At 35.2% G+C, this 17,814-nt stretch carries 17 protein-coding genes; 8 read left to right on the forward strand and 9 right to left on the reverse strand.

Annotated elements, in window-relative coordinates:
- Window positions 1–10 precede the first annotated feature (10 nt).
- From mazG to def, 3 genes are all read right to left on the reverse strand, one after another.
- Complete coding sequence (gene mazG / locus DVK85_RS12320; RefSeq protein WP_114678730.1) at window positions 11–784, reverse strand: nucleoside triphosphate pyrophosphohydrolase; 774 nt, start codon at window positions 782–784, stop codon at window positions 11–13.
- Window positions 785–861: 77 nt separating this feature from the next.
- Entirely contained in the window at window positions 862–1,311 is a 450-nt protein-coding gene (locus DVK85_RS12325; RefSeq protein ID WP_114678731.1) for a DUF5606 family protein, read from the reverse strand.
- A 58-nt stretch (window positions 1,312–1,369) separates the two neighbouring features.
- The gene (gene def, locus DVK85_RS12330; protein WP_206501535.1) at window positions 1,370–1,957 is read right to left on the reverse strand and encodes a peptide deformylase; all 588 of its coding nucleotides are present in this window, start codon (window positions 1,955–1,957) and stop codon (window positions 1,370–1,372) included.
- A gap of 193 nt (window positions 1,958–2,150) precedes the next feature.
- Between def and DVK85_RS12335 the strand changes: the two genes are divergently transcribed.
- Window positions 2,151–4,367: an FUSC family protein gene (locus DVK85_RS12335; RefSeq protein WP_114678733.1), complete on the forward strand. Its 2,217-nt coding sequence runs from the start codon at window positions 2,151–2,153 to the stop codon at window positions 4,365–4,367.
- Window positions 4,368–4,436: 69 nt separating this feature from the next.
- Here the strand turns inward: DVK85_RS12335 and DVK85_RS12340 are convergent, their stop codons facing one another.
- The 3 genes from DVK85_RS12340 to DVK85_RS12350 form a co-directional block, all read right to left on the reverse strand.
- Entirely contained in the window at window positions 4,437–5,957 is a 1,521-nt protein-coding gene (locus tag DVK85_RS12340; RefSeq protein ID WP_114678734.1) for a malate:quinone oxidoreductase, read from the reverse strand.
- Between the two features lie 101 nt (window positions 5,958–6,058).
- Window positions 6,059–6,508 carry a Holliday junction resolvase RuvX gene (ruvX, locus tag DVK85_RS12345; protein WP_114678735.1) on the reverse strand — a complete coding sequence of 150 codons (450 nt, stop codon included), beginning with the start codon at window positions 6,506–6,508 and terminating at the stop codon, window positions 6,059–6,061.
- 3 nt (window positions 6,509–6,511) lie between these two features.
- Window positions 6,512–7,255 (reverse strand): class I SAM-dependent methyltransferase, encoded by a 744-nt coding sequence (locus tag DVK85_RS12350; protein ID WP_114678736.1) that lies wholly within the window; start codon window positions 7,253–7,255, stop codon window positions 6,512–6,514.
- 136 nt (window positions 7,256–7,391) lie between these two features.
- Between DVK85_RS12350 and DVK85_RS12355 the strand changes: the two genes are divergently transcribed.
- Window positions 7,392–8,207 (forward strand): 2,3,4,5-tetrahydropyridine-2,6-dicarboxylate N-succinyltransferase, encoded by an 816-nt coding sequence (locus DVK85_RS12355; protein WP_114678737.1) that lies wholly within the window; start codon window positions 7,392–7,394, stop codon window positions 8,205–8,207.
- Between the two features lie 9 nt (window positions 8,208–8,216).
- A complete protein-coding gene (locus DVK85_RS12360) occupies window positions 8,217–10,079 on the forward strand; it encodes a glycosyltransferase (protein WP_114678738.1) in 1,863 nt (620 codons plus the stop codon).
- Here DVK85_RS12360 and DVK85_RS12365 read toward each other — a convergent pair.
- Window positions 10,024–10,857 (reverse strand): glycosyltransferase family 2 protein, encoded by an 834-nt coding sequence (locus tag DVK85_RS12365; protein WP_114678739.1) that lies wholly within the window; start codon window positions 10,855–10,857, stop codon window positions 10,024–10,026. The genes DVK85_RS12360 and DVK85_RS12365 overlap by 56 nt on opposite strands.
- A gap of 56 nt (window positions 10,858–10,913) precedes the next feature.
- Window positions 10,914–11,678 (reverse strand): lipopolysaccharide kinase InaA family protein, encoded by a 765-nt coding sequence (locus DVK85_RS12370; protein WP_114678740.1) that lies wholly within the window; start codon window positions 11,676–11,678, stop codon window positions 10,914–10,916.
- Between the two features lie 91 nt (window positions 11,679–11,769).
- Here DVK85_RS12370 and DVK85_RS12375 point away from each other — a divergent pair, with 91 nt between their 5' ends.
- Together DVK85_RS12375 and DVK85_RS12380 are read left to right on the forward strand one after the other, a co-directional pair.
- Window positions 11,770–12,624: a glycosyltransferase gene (locus DVK85_RS12375; protein ID WP_114678741.1), complete on the forward strand. Its 855-nt coding sequence runs from the start codon at window positions 11,770–11,772 to the stop codon at window positions 12,622–12,624.
- A gap of 27 nt (window positions 12,625–12,651) precedes the next feature.
- A complete protein-coding gene (locus DVK85_RS12380; protein WP_114678742.1) occupies window positions 12,652–13,455 on the forward strand; it encodes a glycosyltransferase family 2 protein in 804 nt (267 codons plus the stop codon).
- A gap of 1 nt (window position 13,456) precedes the next feature.
- Here DVK85_RS12380 and DVK85_RS12385 read toward each other — a convergent pair whose 3' ends face one another.
- Window positions 13,457–14,563, reverse strand: a complete 1,107-nt coding sequence (locus tag DVK85_RS12385) for a glycosyltransferase family 4 protein (RefSeq protein ID WP_114678743.1) — start codon at window positions 14,561–14,563, stop codon at window positions 13,457–13,459.
- Between the two features lie 113 nt (window positions 14,564–14,676).
- On the opposite strand from DVK85_RS12385, the gene DVK85_RS12390 reads away from it, so the two are divergent.
- Genes DVK85_RS12390 through DVK85_RS12400 form a run of 3 tightly spaced genes read left to right on the forward strand, consistent with a single transcriptional unit; the run spans window position 14,677 to window position 17,807 of the window.
- On the forward strand, window positions 14,677–15,783 hold the full coding sequence (locus tag DVK85_RS12390; protein WP_114678744.1) for a DegT/DnrJ/EryC1/StrS family aminotransferase: 1,107 nt from the start codon (window positions 14,677–14,679) through the stop codon (window positions 15,781–15,783).
- Between the two features lie 6 nt (window positions 15,784–15,789).
- Window positions 15,790–16,365 carry an L-threonylcarbamoyladenylate synthase gene (locus tag DVK85_RS12395; protein ID WP_114678745.1) on the forward strand — a complete coding sequence of 192 codons (576 nt, stop codon included), beginning with the start codon at window positions 15,790–15,792 and terminating at the stop codon, window positions 16,363–16,365.
- A complete protein-coding gene (locus DVK85_RS12400) occupies window positions 16,365–17,807 on the forward strand; it encodes a CCA tRNA nucleotidyltransferase (protein ID WP_162845345.1) in 1,443 nt (480 codons plus the stop codon). The genes DVK85_RS12395 and DVK85_RS12400 overlap by 1 nt, the downstream gene beginning before the upstream one ends.
- Window positions 17,808–17,814: the final 7 nt, after the last annotated feature.

Here is a 17,814-nt window from a genome sequence, read left to right on the forward strand (position 1 = left end):
GCTTTTTTATTTATAGTTTTTTAGCTTCATTCCAAAATACATCCATTTCGGCAAGCGTCATATCTGCTAATGGTTTACCTAGTTCATTGGCTTTGCTTTCAAGATATTGAAAACGTTTTATAAACTTCTTATTAGTACGCTCTAAAGCATCTTCGGGGTTAATATTTAAAAACCTTGCATAGTTTATCATAGAAAATAATACATCGCCAAACTCAGCTTCAATTTTTTCTTTATCACCTCCCTGTACCTCATCTTGAAACTCCTGTAGCTCCTCTTCTACTTTATCCCACACCTGGTGTGATTCTTCCCAATCAAACCCTACACCCTTAGCTTTGTCTTGTATGCGACTCGCTTTAACTAATGCTGGTAAACTTTTAGGCACACCTTCTAGTACTGATTTTTTACCCTCTTTCAACTTCAGTTTCTCCCAGTTTTGTTTTACCTGTTCTTCATTCTCTACCACAACATCTCCATAAATATGCGGATGACGGTGTATAAGTTTATCACATATCTCATTAGCTACATCTGCAATATCAAAATCGCCCGTTTCACTGCCTATTTTCGAATAAAAAACAATATGTAATAATACATCGCCCAACTCTTTTTTTACCTCTTGTAGGTCATTATTTAGTATGGCATCGCCTAATTCATATGTTTCTTCTATAGTAAGATGGCGCAAAGTTTGTAATGTCTGCTTTTTATCCCAAGGACATTTCTCCCTAAGATCATCCATTATATCTAATAACCTGTTAAATGCGTCGAGTTGCTGTTGTCTAGTATTCATTTGTTTTTTTGTAAAAATAAAAAATCCTGCCGCTTAAAAAGCAACGGCAGGATTTTTTATTAGTAAGATAATAATTTTTATTCTTCTGTTTTAGGAGCTTCTTCTTCTACAGGAGCCTCTGTTGGTTCATCAGCTTTCAGTAATGCTTTAGATACAAGACCTTTTGCTTGTAACATATTATACCAGTTAAGTATCTTTTTAATATCAGAAGTATATACTCTGTCTTCGTCAAATTCTGGCATTACTTCACGAAAATAAGCTACCAATGTTGCGTTATCTTCTTTATGCGATATCGCAGCTCCATCGTCTTCTTTCTCAGCTATAGCTGTAAAAACTTCAGACAAACGTACTTCGCCGCCATAAGTATAAACTGATATCTCTGACAAAAGACTCACGTTACTACGTAGTCCTACAGTTATTTTTTTTCCGTCTATTAATGATTCTGCGACAAAACCTGTACGCGTTTGTAATTTCAAGGCATATAGTCCCGGTTTTCCGGAAATTGCTAATATTTTTTCTATACTCATTTTATGCAGTTTTTTATAAGGGTGACAAATATCTAATCTTTGAGGTTAAAAACAAAAATTATCTGCCTTTTTTGGCAGCAAATTTCATTTTATAATCAGGTCTTGTTTTGCCATCCATTATGTTTTGAAGCTTCTTTTGTATCAAGCGTTTTTTTAATGATGATATCTTATCTGTAAACAGCACTCCTTCTACATGATCATACTCATGCTGTATTACTCTAGCAATCAATCCATCATAAACATCAGTATGTTTCTTATAGTCTTCATCTACATACTCAATAGTAATTTTTTCTTGACGGTATACATCTTCGCGCACCTCTGGTATGCTAAGACAACCTTCGTTAAAGCCCCATTCTTCTCCTTCTTCTTTGGTTATAATAGGGTTTATAAATGTTTTAGAAAAGTTTGCTAATAATTCTTGCTCTTCTTTACTAAGATCTTCGTCGTCACTAAACGCCTTAGTATCAACAATAAAAAGCCTAATAGGCATACCTACCTGTGGCGCTGCAAGCCCCACACCATAAGCGTTATACATTGTTTCATACATGTCGGCAATAACTTTCTTCAATTCAGGATAGTCATTACTTATCTCTTCGCACTTTTTCCTCAGTACAGGATCGCCATATCCTACTATTGGTAATATCATTTTTGTTATCGTTTTATTTTTTAGGGCATTGCACCAGCCTTCAAGCATTAATCAAATATCGTGCGCAAAAATAGTAAATTAAAAATAATTCATCTTTCCTTATACTATTACAAATGCTAAATTTTTGTGAGAATTACAGGATAAAAGCCATAATAGCTAGCCATTTACTACCTTTGTTAGACAGGAAAAAAGAATGATAGAAAAATTAAAACAGTTTATTGATAGTACAAATTTCACCAAAGCACTTACTGTTACATTTGCGGCAGTAATGCCTGTTATTATATTATCGCAGTTTGATTTATTCCAAATGGGGTTTGCCTTGGCTATTGGAGCTGTACTTACTTATCCTGCCGATATTCCTAGTAACCTATTACACCGTACACGAGGTTTATTAACAACATCAATAATCATTGTGGTTTGTACACTTACAGTGAATTTGTTGTATAACATCCCTGCATTGTTTTACCCTGTTATATTACTACTGGTGTTTTTACTCTCTATGATATCTGTTTATGGGCAAAGAGCTACAATGGTATCATTTTCTGGTTTACTCGCACTTGCACTCGCTAGTGGTCATGTACAACAAGGCTGGGACATAGTAATATATTGTGGCTTAGTATGGGCAGGAGGGCTTATATATACACTAACATCAATAATTTTTAACTACCTGAGTCCGCATCGTTATACTGAATTACAAATGGCAGAATGTTTAAAACTGACCAGTAAATACATGAAGCAACGTGGGCATCTTTGGGACACTCATGCCAATACCGAAAAAATTACTAGAAAGCAACTTTTCTTACAGGTAGAGCTTAATGCTAATCATGAAAGTCTTAGAGAAGTATTATTACGTTCGGGGTCTAATGCTGGTAACTCTAACCGTAGCCGAAAAATGCTTTTAGTATTTATATCGCTTGTAGAAATGATGGAGCTTGCATTATCTACATCTTTTGACCATAGTAAACTACGTGAAAAATTCAGTACACACCCCAAGGTTATTACTACTTATCAAAACCTTGCCTATAACCTTGCTGCTGCATTAAAGAATATATCAAAAAGTATTAAAAACAAAAAGAAATACATTACAATACACCAATTACTGGATGACCTCGAAGCATTTGATAAAGCAATACGTGACTATGAAAACGAGAGAGGTAAAGCAGCTACAGAGGATGTATACCTGTTAACTAATATGTTACATTATGCCGAAAAGCAGGTTGAAAAAATTAAAATAATGGAGCGTGCATTTACCCTGAATACAGCAATTAAAGATATGCAGGGACGCGACAAAGACATGGAGAAATTCTTGACACCAGAGTATTACCCATTACACACATTAAAAGAAAACTTAAGCTTCTCCTCTACTATTTTTAGGCTATCGTTACGGCTTACCATTACTATAGCCATTGGTTTTATTATTGGAGCGCTATTCCCTTTACAAAAAGTATATTGGATATTGCTTACTATAATAGTAATTATGCGTCCTGGTTACGGGCTTACAAAACAGCGCTCTTATCAGCGTATTGTAGGTACTGTTATAGGCTGTATTATCGCTTTTGGTTTGTTAACGCTACTGCACCACCCTGTTATTATTGCAGTTTTAGCAATAGGGTTTATGCTTTTGGGCTTTACTTTTACAGCTATTAACTACCGAATTGGGGCTACTTTTGTAACTATTTTTGTAGTATTTGTATATAGTATGCTAAACCCTGATATTGCACAGGTAATACAGTATAGGTTAATAGATACTGCTGTAGGTGCTACCCTTGCTTTTATAGCCAATCATTTTTTATGGCCGTCTTGGGAGTTTATAAACCTACCTGTATTTATAAGAAAATCTATTGAAGCCAACAGAAATTATCTCGAACAAATATCAAAACTATATAATAAAAAAGGGAGTGTACCTACCTCTTATAGACTAGCACGTAAAAGTGCTTTTATAGAGGTGGGCAACCTAACAGCATCCTACCAAAGGATGACACAAGAACCAAAATCGAAACAAAAACAACAACCACAAGTATATAAATTAGCGGTGCTTAACCACACGTTGTTGTCATCACTAGCATCGTTGGGTACATACATACAATCACATCATACCACAAAAGCATCAGATGCTTTTAATGTAGTAGTACAAGCCGTTGCCCGAAACCTAAACTATACCATAGCACTACTAAATATGGATATACAGGCAGAAGAAATACAACTCGCACAAAAAGAAGAACTTGCTGCCCGCTTTACCGAACTGAAAAACATACGTGCCCGCGAATTACAAGAAAACCATCTAACTGATGAGGAAACCTTTAAACTAAAAATGCAGGAAGCACAGCTTATTATAGAGCAACTGATATGGCTTAATAACTTGTCTGAAAAGATTGTAAAAGCTGCAAAGCAATTGGAATTAGGGAAGTAAGATTATTAATTTAAAACAAAAAAACACCCATAAGGATGTTTTTTTATTCTTACTAACTATATGTTTTAACTACTCATAGTATTTTTCATCAAGTGTTTCTAACCCTAGTACTTGAGCTGCTTTATATCGTGCTTGTCGCAATAACTCAGGGTTAGCATTTATAGATTGCCCGTACGATGGTATCATTTCACGCAATTTTTGCTGCCATGCTTCACTTCGCATTTCACCAGGAAAACAACGATTCATAACATCTAGCATTATGGATACTGCTGTACTCGCCCCTGGCGATGCGCCAAGTAGTGCAGCAAGCGAACCATCGGCACTAGTAATAACCTCTGTACCAAATTCGAGTTTACCGCCCTCTTCGGCATCTTTTTTAATTACCTGTACACGCTGCCCTGCTGTTTCGAGTTCCCAATCTTCACTCTTAGCGTCTGGCAAATATTCGCGTAAAGCCTCCATTCTATCTTCTTGCGACTGGGTCACCTGTTCTATAAGGTACTTGGTAAGCGCAAGGTTATGATAACCTGCTGCAAGCATCGGTAAAATATTATCGGTACTTATACTTTTAGGCAAATCCAAGTATGACCCTTGTTTTAAAAACTTAGTACTAAAACCTGCATACGGACCAAAAAGCAATTCTCTTTTACCATTTATCATACGACTATCAATATGCGGTACCGACATGGGCGGTGCCCCCACCGATGCTTTACCATATACTTTGGCATCGTGTTTTTGTATTACCGCTTCGTTAATACATTTTAGCCATTGCCCACTTACAGGAAAACCACCAAAACCATCACCTTCGGGTATATCTGACTTTTCGAGTAAGTGTAACGAACCGCCTCCTGCGCCAATAAATACAAATTTTGTATAAGTTCGCTTCTTTTCTCCAGTTTCAAGGTCTCTTATTTTTAATTTCCATTTACCATTACCAGTTCCTGAGCGACGCATATCGCGCACCTCTTGCCCAAAGTATAAGTTAACTCCTGGCTGATCTACTAGCCATGCAAGCATATCGCGTGTTAACTCGCCAAAATTAACATCAGTACCTATTTTCATGCTGGTAGCAGCAATAGGCTCATTAGCATCGCGACCTTCCATAACTAATGGAATCCATTTTTTTATGGTTTCGGGATCGTCACTATATTCCATCCCTTTAAATATCGGATACTTTTGTAAAGCTTTGTAACGTTTTTTTAGATAATCTACATTATCCTTACCCCACACAAAACTCATGTGTGGTACACTGTTTACAAAATCTTCTGGTTTGGTGATACGATTTTGATGTACTAGATATGTCCAAAATTGCTTAGACTCTTCAAAAAACTCAGCAATTTTCACCGCTTTTTTAGTATCTATTTCGCCATTAGGTAATGTAGGCGTATAGTTAAGTTCACAAAAAGCAGAGTGCCCCGTGCCTGCGTTATTCCATGCGGCAGAACTTTCGGCAGCAGCAACATCAAGTCTTTCATAAATATCAATCTTTATTTCGGGCATTAATTCTTTTAAGAGCATACCTAGTGTAGCACTCATTATACCTGCGCCAATTAATATAACATCAGGTTCGTTTTGTATGGTATCAGACATTGGTAAAGTTTAAAATGCAAAGGTAAACCACGCTTTCTAAAACTTATATTAATATCATGCTATAAAAATTGTAATCTCAATTTTTACTAAAATTGAAAATTTTAAATGATATTTTTTCGTGATAAATAATCTTGAAGCATAATTGTTGCGGAAATTTCATCAATTAGTGCTTTATTCTGACGTTGTTTTTTCTTTAACCCACTATTTATCATTGTTTGAAATGCCATTTTACTTGTAAAACGCTCATCTACCCCCTCTAAAACCATATCAGGAAATGATTTTTTAAACTTTTCTACAAAGGCAGCTATCAACGGGGCACTTTGTGATGGCTCATTATTCATTTGCTTAGGTTCACCAATTAAAACCTTTTCTACATGTTCTTTTTCAAAATAATCTTTTAGCCATTCTATAGCAGTTCCCGACGGTATAGTTGTAAGCCCCGAAGCTATCATTTGCATTTCATCGGTTACTGCTATACCAGTACGTTTTAGTCCATAGTCTATAGCAAGAATACGTCCTTTTCCTTTACTACCAAAAAAATCATTTGTCATAAGTTAATTCTTTTCAAGTCTTCCTATTCGCAAAAGTAAAGGAAATGTTACCCTCATATCACTTTTTGCCCAGCTTTCTTTTAAATCATCTTTTATAATATTTAATGGATTACTGCCATTTTGCCTGATATAATGCTGCACAGCAGACCATGTTTCAAGATACCCCACGAGCTGCTCAAATGTCCATGTAAAAGTAATTGAAAACTGTTTGTTAGTTTCAACCTCATCAAAAGGAAAAGGTATTGTTTTATACTCCTCCTCTATGTACCTACGCTCAGAATCCCAAAAATTACCAATTATATTATTGTAAAAATAATTTATTACTCCTTCTGTTTCTGTATTAGATTGAAAAAGTCCATACCCCATTACAGCTATAACCCCTGAAGGCTTTAGGATGCGATAAACCTCATTATAAAAAGCATCAAATTCAAACCAATGTATAGCCTGTGCTATTGTAATAAGATCAAACTCTTCAGTGTTAAAACTAGTATGTTCTGCCCTCTGTATTTTGTAGATAATATTTTCTTGCTGTACAGCATTGTCTAATTGTTTTTGGCTAATATCAATACCATAAACAGTTGTAAAAAAAAGAGCTATTGCAGTAGCAACCTGACCATTACCCGTTGCTACATCTAATGCTTTATTTTTATTTTTTACAAAAGTCATTATATAGGAAATCATTTCTTGTGGATAATGAGGGCGGTATATTGAATAATCTTTAGCTTGCAACGAAAAATTATCTTTCATTATTAATGATTTTTTAGTAAATTTAATCAATTACTATTCTTTTGATAAAGAATGTTAAAAGAATTATACTATAGGGGAGTTATTTGATAGCGATAATTTAACTAGATTGCTATCTTTGCCCAAAAGAATTTTTGCTATGAATTCCATACAAACTATAATAGAACACGCTTGGGAGAAAAGAGCGTTGTTACAAGAACCATCAACTACCGACGCAATCCGTGAAGTTATAGAATTACTAGACTCAGGAAAATTACGTGTTGCCGAACCTATTGAAGGTGGTTGGCAAGTAAATGAATGGGTAAAAAAAGCAGTAGTAATGTATTTTCCGATACAAAAAATGGAAACGCTAGAAGCGGGTATTTTTGAATATCATGATAAAATGCCACTAAAACATAACTATGCAGAAAAAGGAATTCGTGTTGTTCCTAATGCTGTAGCACGTCATGGAGCTTATATAGCATCGGGGGTTATATTAATGCCTAGTTATGTAAACATTGGTGCTTATGTAGACAGTGGTACTATGGTAGATACATGGGCTACTGTGGGTAGTTGTGCACAAATTGGTAAAAATGTACACCTTAGCGGTGGTGTAGGTATTGGCGGTGTATTAGAGCCTCTACAAGCTGCGCCAGTAATTATAGAAGATGGAGCTTTTATAGGATCTAGATGTATAGTAGTAGAAGGTGTAAAAGTAGAAACTGAAGCTGTACTAGGTGCAAATGTATGCCTAACAGCATCGACAAAAATTATAGACGTTACAGGTGATACCCCTGTAGAGATGAAGGGTGTTGTACCAGCACGATCTGTGGTTATACCAGGAAGTTACACCAAAAAATTTGCTGCTGGAGAATATCAAGTACCGTGTGCCTTAATTATAGGTAAACGTAAACCTTCAACCGACTTAAAGACCTCGCTCAATAATGCCTTAAGGGAATATGATGTAGCGGTTTAATAACTGATAATGAGCGGAAAACACATAAAAATATCTGCGCTCGCCATTGTATATAATGAAGAGCACAACATAAGAGAATACCTTAACAACATGTCTTTTGCAGACGAGATTATTGTTGTAGACTCTTACAGTGATGATAAAACTCCTGATATAATAAAGGAAGAGTACCCTCATGTAAAATTTTATCAGCGCAAATTTGATGATTTTTCTTCGCAACGTAATTATACGCTAGACCTTGCAACACATGATTGGATCGCTTTTTTTGATGCTGATGAAAGGATAACAGAGAAAGGTATAAATGAAATACTAGACGTTGTAAGAAGTGGTCCTGAAGAAGTAGCACTATGGGTAAAACGAGTATTTTACTATCAAGGTAAACCACTTGTAAATAACAATTTTAATGAAGATAGAACAGCTAGGATTTTTAGAAAATCTAAATGTCGCTATTCTGATAAATTAGTACACGAAAAACTAATTATAAATGGTAAAAGTCGAGTTCTAAAATATGCTATTGAGCATTATTCTTTTATAAATAAAGAAGACTTCTTGCAAAAAAGGCTTCACTATTCGAGATTAAAAGCTACAGAGTTTTATAATGAAGGGGTAAATACTAATATCTTCCACTTTACTGTACGACCAGGCTTTCGATTCTTTAAATATTACATACTAAAATTTGGGTTTATCAATGGTAGGCGCGGTTATGAAATTGCACGAATACTTGGCTATCATGTATACATGCGTTATGTATATCTAAGAGAAATGAATGCCGCACGTACAAAAATATTGGTAATACAACAAAAAATGATAGGCGATGTACTGGCAAGTAGTAGTATTTGTAATACATTAAAAGCTGAATATCCGTGCTCTCGCATAGACTATTTGGTAAATACTTTTACCACACCTGTGGTAGAAAACAACCCTAATATAGATAATATAATTCCATTTGAAGATGGATATAGAGAAAGTAAACTCAAGTTTTTTAAATTCCTTAAAAAAATAAGAAAAACAAATTATGATGTAGTAATTGATGCCTATGCCAAATGGGAAAGCGGAATTATAACATCGTTCTCTGGAGCCGAAACCAAAATAGGATATAAAAAGTGGTATACTTCATTTTTTTACAATAAAACAATAGCACCAGATAAAACAGTATCAGGATCGGCTTTATATCACCGTATGCAGCTTGCAGAAGCTTTAACAGAGAAAAAGCACCCTATTGTTTACCCTAAAATATACCTCATAGAGCAAGAAAGGCAAGAGGCAAAAAAACAAATGAGTGAAAAACTCAATATGCATTTGCCTGTATTTATGATAAGTGTTTTGGGTAGTGATAATATAAAAAGCCTGCCCGCAGAAGAAATGGCAAAAATGATAGATAAAATAAGTGATAGTTGTAATGCACAACTACTATTTAACTACCTGCCATCACAAATAGAAAAAGCAAAAGAGATATATAACTTATGTAGTCCTAAAACACAGGCTAAAATATTTTTTGATTTTTATTTTAAAGATCTTAGATCATTTTTAGCTGTGCTAGAACAATGTAATGCATTAATAGGCAATGAAGGAGGAGCCGTAAATATGGCTAAAGCCTTAGATATACCTACTTTTACTATCTTCTCGCCATGGATAAACAAAAACTCATGGAATATGCTTACTGAAAACGAAAAGCATACTGCTTTGCACCTGAAAGATTATTTCCCTGAAATATATGGCACTAAGCACCCTAAAGAGTTTAAAGACCAATCATTAGAACTGTATAAAAAACTCACGCTAAATTTATTTGAAAATGATCTTGAAGCGTTTTTAAAACGTATTATGAAACAGGCGAAAGATGAGGGTCTTTTACTATCCCGTAAGGAGTCCATTTAATTTTCTTCTCTTTAACTTCTTTACGTATTGCTAGGTTAGCAGCCAATGATTCAGGGGTCTTATAGCCCCTACTATGGTCTAGGTGCAAGCATATTGCTTTGTGCCTTATCTGTTTTCCTTTTACACCATAATTCTCTAAACGCTCACCAAATTCACGGTCAGGACCTCCATATTTCATACGCTCGTCATAACCATTAATAGCTATCATGTCTTCTTTAAAACCTGAAGAATTACAATTATTAAAAGAAGGAGTTGTAGTCGTTACATTATCTAAAACAGTAGCAAGAATAGGACTAGAGGAAAGTTTTAATTTTTGAGAAAAACCGAGTTTATCAATACCCTTTAACCAGTTTACGTCAAAACAACGTTGAGTTAGTATATCTTCTTTTGTTATTGCTTCACTGGTACTCATAGGTAGTTTGCAGTACCCGCCTGATAAAAACTTACCTTTCTCGGCAAACTTTGCATGTACTGCTACAAAATCTTCACGCGGAATGCAATCGCCATCTGTCATAATAATATACTCATTCGCAGCTTCTACTATAGCTATATTAAGTAGCTCTTGTCTACGATAACCTTTATCTTCATGCCAAATATGCCTTAGAGTAACAGGATAATTGGCAGCATAACGGTCTATCAGATCTTTGGTTGTTGAACGAGAACCATCATCTGCAACAATAACTTCAAAATCTTTATACGTTTGGTTACTATAGCCTATAAGTACTTTTTCTAGCCATTTTTCTGCATTATATGTACTTACTATTACTGATATTTTCATAGATATTGATTTATTATTGAATTACCGTATAACGATTGTATAAAGATATTATTTTTTTAATTTTTTCGTAACCCTAGCTTTCTCTTAATGGCGCGTTTCCTGTGAAACCTGTTAGCAAAATATTGAGTATGTTTTATCATAGGCTTTAATACCGCTTCATAAGTACACCCATATAATTTTGCATACTCATCGCTCATTACTGTTATCAGGTGTTCTTCTGGAGTAAGCTTAGCCATATTAATAACTCTTTGTTCTAAACTCATTTGAGAATGAAACTGCATTCTATTAAGATCTACCAAAAAGAATTCATATTGCTCATGCCCTACTTTTTTTATAAGCGTATTACCAGGTGTATGATCTAGAAAAGCAATCCCTTTTTCATGTAGTTTAAAAGTAAATTGCGTAAACTGTCGCAATATAATTTCATGTTCAGGATAATCAGGTATTTCTATAAGTTGCCTAAATGTAAGGTCGGCTTCAAGCTGTTCGCTCATGTAATAGCTATCTTGTAACGATAAAGCAGCTTTATGCTCAAAATAAGCAATGGGCTGTGGGGTGCCAATACCTTTTTCTAATAGAATATTAGCAAACTCATAAGAACGTTGGGCTTTAGACTTCCGAAAGAAACGGTAAACCAACTTATTTACAACATTAGGCACTTTAAACGATTTTACATTTACTGTAGTACCTCCTAACTCAAAAAGCTTTATTTTGTTACGCTTACCATCTATAAATAAAGTACCTTGTGTAGCGAAATTTTCGATTATCGCTGTAATTTCTGAGGACTGATTCTGAAAATCAGTATGGATCACTTTATTCATCGGCAACTGCAATTTTCAACAAAAGTAACCATTTGCATTTTAGACTTCAAATAATTGCTTTATTTTTACCAAATAATCCATAAATCAATATATGTTTAGCCATTACCTCATTACTCGTTTTAACCTTAAAAACCCTAAGTGGGATGTTACCAAAAACAACGAAACCTTACTTACGGATGAATGGCTAGAACATAGGCTTTGGCTATTCGAAAACTTTTGTTTTCCATCGGTAGTAGCACAAACCAATAAGAACTTTACATGGCTTATTTATTTTGATATAACTACTCCTGATACTTACAGACAAAAAATAGAAACTCTTATTGCTGGGCACGGTAATATAAAACTTTTTTATATCGAAGGAATGCCTGCTTTTTATCCTGAGATAAAAAACTTGATTACTGCCGAGACAAAAAATGTACCTTACCTTATCACTTCACGTATTGATAATGATGATTGTATTCGCAACAGTTTTATAAACGAGGTGCAAAATCAGTTTAAGGAGCAAGATTATATGGCTATAGATGTTATAAAAGGTTATTCGTTACAAATAAAACCTGTTGTTATGCTTGGTAAAAAAGAGCATATATTTAATCCTTTCATAAGTCTCATTGAAAAAAATAACGAACCAAAAACGGTATGGCTTAACGACCATAATCATTGGAAAAAAGAAACCCGTATTACCCAAGTAACCGATAAAAGATTGTGGATGTCCATAATACATGAAAAGAACAAAGTAAACGAATTTGATGGTTATGGTAATATAAAATGGGAAGATGTAAAAACCGAGTTTATCGTTTCGCCTGCTATGCAAGCCAACATCAGTAAAAACATACTGCCGCACAGCAAATGGGCTTGGACGAGCTTTAAAAACGGACTGTACGTAAACTGGGTACTATTTAACAAAATGCTCAAAAAGGCTTTGGGTATTTATAAGATTAAATCATAACACTTCTATTTTCTAAAAAATGCCACTATGCGAAAACTACCTACTTCTACCCTTGTAACACCTACCTATAACTGGCCAGAAGCATTAGAACTGCTACTATTGAGTTTACTAAGGCAAACCCACCTACCTGACGAAATTATTATTGCCGATGATGGTTCTAAGGAAGAAACAAAAAGTGTAATTGATAAGTACAAGGATAAGTTTAGTGTGCCTCTAATACATATATGGCATGAGGATAAGGGCAACAGAAAACCTGCTATAATGAACAAAGCCATTGCACAAGCAAAAGGCGATTATATTATAGAGATTGACGGCGATATAATTATGGAAAAGCATTTTATAGAAGACCACCTGCGCTTTGCCGAAGAGGGTATGTACCTGTTTGGCTCTAGAGTTACGATTACTAAAGAAAAGCTACCCGAACTGTATAAAAAACAGCTTATGCATTTCGGTTTCTTATCAAGTGGTATCAAAAAAAGAGGACGCACGCTGCGTGTGCCGTTATTCATGAACTTTATAAAACCCGTATCACTACGTTCTAAAAAATTAAGAGGTTGTAATATGTCATTCTGGAAAAAAGATTTTATGGCTATCAACGGGTTTAACGAAAGCCTTGTGGGTTGGGGTATAGATGACAGCGAAATGATACAACGACTACACAACTTAGGCATACTGGGCAAACGCTTAAAATATAGTGGTATAGCCTATCACATTTACCATAAAGAACAATCAAAAAGCCACATTGACGTTAATCGTAAAATTGAAGAAGAAACTACCCAAAAAAAATTAACCTATATAGAAAAAGGTGTAGATCAGTACTTAGATAAATAAGTTACTGCATTGCTTTTTTATACACATCAAGGGTTTGCGGAGCTAATGTTGCTGCCATAAACCCTTTTTTTATGGCATTACTCCCCAATTCAGAAAATTTCTCTATAAGTTGCTCATCATCTATAAGTTTAGCCAGATTCTCGGCAAGGCATTTATAATCTTTTACAGCGCAAATAAAACCATTAGTACCGTTCACCATTACTTCGGGTACTACACCCACATTAGTAGTAACAACAGGCAAACCCAGAAGCATTGCTTCCAATACCGATGTTGGTCCGCCCTCACGTTGCGATGTCATTACAAACGCATCAAACTGATGATTAAATCGATAAGCTCCTGCTATACGTCCCATAAAAAACACGTGTTTTTCAAGTTCTTTTTCTTTAATAAGTTCCTTTAATTCATCTGTGAGCTTGGTATATTCCCCCACTTGTACAAAAGCTACATCTTTTCGCCCCATTGTATTAATAAGGTGGTCTGCTGTATCAATTAAAGTGAAATGATCTTTTGCAGCGGTATGGTTGGCTATATTACCTACTATAAAAGTATTCTCGGGGATATTAAATTTCGCTCTTATATCCTCAGCATCATTGGTGTCTTTTAAAATATCAGGCGAAACACAATCGTGTATTACGATGGTTTTCTTTTTAGCAGCTTCTGTTAATATCGCTGAAAATTCCTCCTGTACTCTTTGAGAAACACATATAGTAGCAGCAACATTTTTATAGTTATACTTATACTTACTTAATAAACTACTACGGCTACCCATCCCCTTTTTAGAGAAAACAGCTTTGGTTTTAAGCCCTGTAAGCAAATCAGAAATAGTATATACCGTAAGTGAATCGCTGGTATGCAAATGAATAACATCGGGCTTTACCTTTTTTACCACATCTTTTAAGTATAGATAATTGGCAAACTTATTTAGTTTTTTCTTTTTAGCTTCAATAAAACTAATACCTAATTCTTTGCAACGGTTGTGCAGTATCGAGTTGGTAACACCAAAAACAATATGCTCCGTTCCCAACTTTTCGAGTTCAGGTATATAATCAATAAGCTGTTGTTCATTCCCCCCCCATCCTCTGGCTCCCGATACGTGTAGTATTTTCATAATAACTATATAATGCACAAATGTAGCTATTAATCATAATTATGAAAACATATCCTTTACTACTACCCTAAAATAAAGACAACTTTAGTTATTTTTGCTTTAAATAGTATGTCATGATAAAATTCCTAGATCTTCAAAAAGTAAACCTTCTGCATCAGCAGGAAATAGAAACCCGCTTACTAAAAACGTTTAGAAGCGGTTGGTATCTTTTTGGCGAAGAAGTAAAACTACTGGAACAAAATCTTTGCGACTATATCGGGGCAAAACACGCTATTGGTGTTGCTAACGGACTGGATGCGCTACGCCTTATTTTTAAAGCTTATATAGGGCTTGGCATAATGCAGGAGGGTGATGAGGTTATTGTTCCTGTAAATACTTATATAGCCTCTATACTAGCTATTACAGATAATAAGCTAACCCCCATTTTAGTAGAACCCAACATTGAAAACTACAATATTGATATTAGCAAAATAGAGGAGAAAATTACAGCAAGAACAAAAGCTATACTAATAGTACATCTTTACGGGAAAGCTGTATTTTCTGATGCATTAAAACAACTCGCTGTAAAGCATAACCTGAAAATTATTGAAGATAATGCACAGGCTATAGGTGCAACATGGAATGGTGTAAAAACAGGTAACCTTGGCGATGCAGCAGGTTTTAGCTTTTACCCTGGTAAAAACTTAGGGGCACTAGGCGATGCTGGTGCCGTAACCACCAACAATGAAACATTAGCCAAAACTATTAGCGCTATTGCCAATTATGGTTCGGAAGAAAAATATATAAATAAGTACCAAGGATTAAATTCCCGATTGGATGAAATACAGGCTGCCGTGCTCAACGTAAAGTTGCCTTATTTGAATGAAGAAAACCAAAAACGAAAAGAAATTGCCAAGTATTACAATGAACATATAAATAACTCTGCTATTATATTGCCTAAACTGCCTGATAATGAAAATGAACACGTTTGGCATTTGTACGTCATTCGCACCCAAAAAAGAGAACAACTACAGCACTATTTAACCCAAAACGGAATCCAAACATTAATACACTACCCTATACCACCACATAAGCAAGAGGCGTATAGCGATTTGAATACTTTATCTTTCCCGATAACAGAACAAATACATAACGAAGTTTTAAGTTTACCTATAAGTCCTGTGTTAACAGATGAAGAGCTTGAAACAGTTGTAAAAGCAATAAACAATTTTGAAATTTAATTAGCCATGAGCGACAGCAATATAAACGACGAAGTACACCACGCATTTGAAGTAATAAAAAATGGAGGTATTATCCTCTACCCTACTGATACCGTTTGGGGTATCGGTTGTGATGCTACCAATGCCGAAGCAGTAAAAAAAATATATGCCTTAAAACAGCGTGAAGAAAGCAAAAGCATGATAGTACTTATGAACAGCGACCGAATGATGTACAATGTATTTAAAGAAATACCCGACGTAGCATGGGAAATTATTGAAGTAAGTGAAAAACCAACCACTTTAATACTAGACAAGCCACGTAATATAGCTGCAAATATTATAGCTCCTGATAACACGCTTGGCGTACGATTAGTAAAAGAACCTTTTTGCTATAAACTGATGGAGCGTATGAAAAAACCACTTGTATCTACCTCTGCAAATATAGGTGGAATGCCAACACCAAATTCTTTTAAAGAAATTGACCATCATATTTTGGATGGCGTAGACTATGTCGTAAATTTGCACCACGATAAAATTGCCGCAAAACCATCAACAATTATCAAACTCGGCAATGATTTACAGGTAAAAGTTATCCGACCTTAATGACAGAAACTATTTCATACAAACAAGCATTAAATAATAACATATTTAATATAACCTCGCAAGCTGCTGACCAAATTAACGTGAAAAGCTACGTTATTGGCGGTTTTGTTAGGGATTTTTTATTACAACGAAATTTTAAAAAAGACATTGATATTGTTGCCGTAGGTAGCGGTATCGATTTGGCACAGCAGGTTGCCCAGTTGTTACCCAACAAACCCAAAGTACAGGTCTTTAAAAACTATGGTACGGCGATGCTTCGTTATGAAAACGAACCGAACGATTTTATTGACATTGAGTTTGTAGGTGCTCGAAAAGAGTCCTACCAATGGGAAAGTCGTAAACCACTAGTAACAACTGGAACGCTAGAAGACGATCAAAACCGTCGTGACTTTACTATAAACGCATTGGCGCTTTCATTAGATAAAGAAGATTTTGGCACACTAGTAGACCCTTTTAACGGTGTCGAAGATTTGAAAAACAAAATTATACGTACACCATTAGATCCAGATATTACTTATTCGGATGATCCGTTGCGTATGATGCGTGCCATACGCTTTGCTACACAATTAGGCTTCACTATAGAAGAAAAATCGCTTAATGCTATAACGCGTAATAAAGAGCGTATCAATATTATATCGGGTGAGCGTATTGTAGATGAGTTGAATAAAATATTAATGACCGATGTACCTTCTGTAGGTTTTAAGTTGTTGCACCAAACAGGGTTATTACATATTATACTACCTGAGCTTACTGCACTGCAAGGTGTAGAAGAAGTAGAGGGACAAACGCATAAAGATAACTTTTACCACACGCTAGAGGTAGTAGATAATATTGCCCCAAATACAGATGATGTATGGTTACGATGGGCTGCATTACTACACGATATTGGTAAAGCCCCTACCAAAAGATTCCATAAAAAAGTTGGGTGGACATTTCACGGGCATGAGTTTTTAGGAGGAAAAATGGTTAAAAAGTTATTTGGAAGATTGCATATGCCATTAAACCAAAAAATGAAATTTGTTGCCAAAATGGTAATGTTAAGTTCGCGTCCTATAGTATTGGCGCAAGACATTGTTACCGACTCGGCAGTCCGTAGGCTTATTTTTGATGCTGGTGAAGATGTAGAGGATTTAATGACACTGTGTGAAGCAGATATTACCACAAAGAACCCAAATAAGTTTAAAAAGTACCATAAGAATTTTAAAATAGTCCGTCAAAAGATTGTTGAGGTTGAAGAACGTGACCATGTTCGTAATTTTCAGCCCCCTATTAGTGGTGAAGAAATTATGGAGATATTTAACCTAAAACCTTCTCGCGAAATAGGGCAACTTAAAGAGGCAATTAAAGAAGCAATACTAGAAGGTGAAATACCTAATGAATACCAGCCTGCTCATGACTTTATGATGGAGAAAGCTGAAAAAATGGGATTGATAAAACAATAACAATACA

This window comes from Flavobacterium arcticum (assembly GCF_003344925.1).
GTDB classification, from domain to species: domain Bacteria; phylum Bacteroidota; class Bacteroidia; order Flavobacteriales; family Flavobacteriaceae; genus Flavobacterium; species Flavobacterium arcticum.

Excerpts from the sequence above, each read along its gene's own strand:
- mazG (WP_114678730.1), bottom strand. The coding sequence starts at position 784 with ATGAATACTAGACAACAGCAACTCGACGCATTTAACAGGTTATTAGAT.
- DVK85_RS12325 (WP_114678731.1), bottom strand. The coding sequence starts at position 1,311 with ATGAGTATAGAAAAAATATTAGCAATTTCCGGAAAACCGGGACTATAT.
- def (WP_206501535.1), bottom strand. The coding sequence starts at position 1,957 with ATGATATTACCAATAGTAGGATATGGCGATCCTGTACTGAGGAAAAAG.
- DVK85_RS12335 (WP_114678733.1), top strand. The coding sequence starts at position 2,151 with ATGATAGAAAAATTAAAACAGTTTATTGATAGTACAAATTTCACCAAA.
- DVK85_RS12340 (WP_114678734.1), bottom strand. The coding sequence starts at position 5,957 with ATGTCTGATACCATACAAAACGAACCTGATGTTATATTAATTGGCGCA.
- ruvX (WP_114678735.1), bottom strand. The coding sequence starts at position 6,508 with ATGACAAATGATTTTTTTGGTAGTAAAGGAAAAGGACGTATTCTTGCT.
- DVK85_RS12350 (WP_114678736.1), bottom strand. The coding sequence starts at position 7,255 with ATGAAAGATAATTTTTCGTTGCAAGCTAAAGATTATTCAATATACCGC.
- DVK85_RS12355 (WP_114678737.1), top strand. The coding sequence starts at position 7,392 with ATGAATTCCATACAAACTATAATAGAACACGCTTGGGAGAAAAGAGCG.
- DVK85_RS12360 (WP_114678738.1), top strand. The coding sequence starts at position 8,217 with ATGAGCGGAAAACACATAAAAATATCTGCGCTCGCCATTGTATATAAT.
- DVK85_RS12365 (WP_114678739.1), bottom strand. The coding sequence starts at position 10,857 with ATGAAAATATCAGTAATAGTAAGTACATATAATGCAGAAAAATGGCTA.
- DVK85_RS12370 (WP_114678740.1), bottom strand. The coding sequence starts at position 11,678 with ATGAATAAAGTGATCCATACTGATTTTCAGAATCAGTCCTCAGAAATT.
- DVK85_RS12375 (WP_114678741.1), top strand. The coding sequence starts at position 11,770 with ATGTTTAGCCATTACCTCATTACTCGTTTTAACCTTAAAAACCCTAAG.
- DVK85_RS12380 (WP_114678742.1), top strand. The coding sequence starts at position 12,652 with ATGCGAAAACTACCTACTTCTACCCTTGTAACACCTACCTATAACTGG.
- DVK85_RS12385 (WP_114678743.1), bottom strand. The coding sequence starts at position 14,563 with ATGAAAATACTACACGTATCGGGAGCCAGAGGATGGGGGGGGAATGAA.
- DVK85_RS12390 (WP_114678744.1), top strand. The coding sequence starts at position 14,677 with ATGATAAAATTCCTAGATCTTCAAAAAGTAAACCTTCTGCATCAGCAG.
- DVK85_RS12395 (WP_114678745.1), top strand. The coding sequence starts at position 15,790 with ATGAGCGACAGCAATATAAACGACGAAGTACACCACGCATTTGAAGTA.
- DVK85_RS12400 (WP_162845345.1), top strand. The coding sequence starts at position 16,365 with ATGACAGAAACTATTTCATACAAACAAGCATTAAATAATAACATATTT.